This window comes from Anaerotignum lactatifermentans DSM 14214, assembly GCF_900142265.1.
Classification (GTDB): domain Bacteria; phylum Bacillota; class Clostridia; order Lachnospirales; family Anaerotignaceae; genus Anaerotignum; species Anaerotignum lactatifermentans.
The window spans coordinates 1-1,165 of the sequence record NZ_FRAH01000160.1; the positions used below are offsets into that span (position 1 = coordinate 1).

Annotated in this window: 1 protein-coding gene and 1 tRNA gene; both read left to right on the forward strand. The window is 46.3% G+C overall.

Annotation, left to right across the window (positions count from 1 at the left end):
- Positions 1-211: 211 nt before the first annotated feature.
- Complete coding sequence (locus BUB35_RS18370) at positions 212-946, forward strand: M48 family metallopeptidase (RefSeq protein WP_143185516.1); 735 nt, start codon at positions 212-214, stop codon at positions 944-946.
- 77 nt (positions 947-1,023) lie between these two features.
- Positions 1,024-1,097 (forward strand) — tRNA-Met (locus BUB35_RS18375).
- Positions 1,098-1,165 lie beyond the last annotated feature (68 nt).

Below are 1,165 nucleotides of genomic sequence, written 5' to 3' on the forward strand. Positions count from 1 at the left end.
TCCACTTAAAACTTCATATTTTCCTACATAGAGGCCTTTTTGTGCTGTCCGCACAATCTGGAGCAGTTCATTTTGTCAAATCAAGGCGCATGCCTTCCGTTTTTGTCGCCTCCGGAAGGATTTTCCCGTTTTTTCTGGACTTTTTCAGCCTTTGCGTGATATAGTATCATAGAAAAACTGGATAAAACCCACCTCTTGGGGAAAACTATCTTTGGAAAAGGGAGATTTTGCAATGGAACTGCACGCCATAGAATATGAAGGCATTCCAATTGAATACGAACTCATCCGCAAAGACGTGAAGTATATCAACCTGCGGGTAAATAAACATGGACAGGTAGTTGTGTCCGCCGCCAAACGGGTACCTTTTTCCGTCATTGAAGAATTTGTCCAGTCTAAAGCCCTCTGGATCATCAACCATCTGGCAGAAGTGGAAAAAATCCGCATGGCACAGCCCTCCGGCGCCATGTATGACGGCAAGACATTGTATTATCTGGGAGAACCCTATACCCTCCACATCGCCCAGGGACTGCGGCAGATTCAGCGTTCCGAAAATATCATTTATATGTCTACTTTCCAGACGGATTCCGTGGGACTGCGGTCTGAATATCTGGATTGGCTTCGGGAACAGGCAACTGGGACATTTGCGAAACTTCTGGACGAAATCCACCCCAAAGTAAAAGACTATGGCATCCCCTATCCCAAAATCCAGGTACGAAACATGCGGAGCATCTGGGGCAGCTGTACCGTGGAAACCCAAAGTATCCGCCTGAATCTCCAGCTGATGAAGGCAGACCCGGATTGTATCCGTCAGGTCATCTACCATGAATTGGCGCATTTCCGCTTTGCCGACCACAGCAGACGGTTCTATGCCCTGCTGACAGAGTGGATGCCCAACTGGAAGGAATGCAAAGAACGTCTGGAAACCATGTACAAAGATGGTGTGTAAAAATTCTGACTATTTTCCGAAAAAATATTGACAAAGTCATATATTCATGGTATATTATCAGATAAAGTTAATATTGACGCGGAGTAGAGCAGTCCGGTAGCTCGTCGGGCTCATAACCCGGAGGTCGCAGGTTCAAATCCTGTCTCCGCAATTCTAGGAAAAGCATCATGCAAAAGCATGGTGTTTTTTTATTTTAAGACTGCGACCGACGGGTTCCCG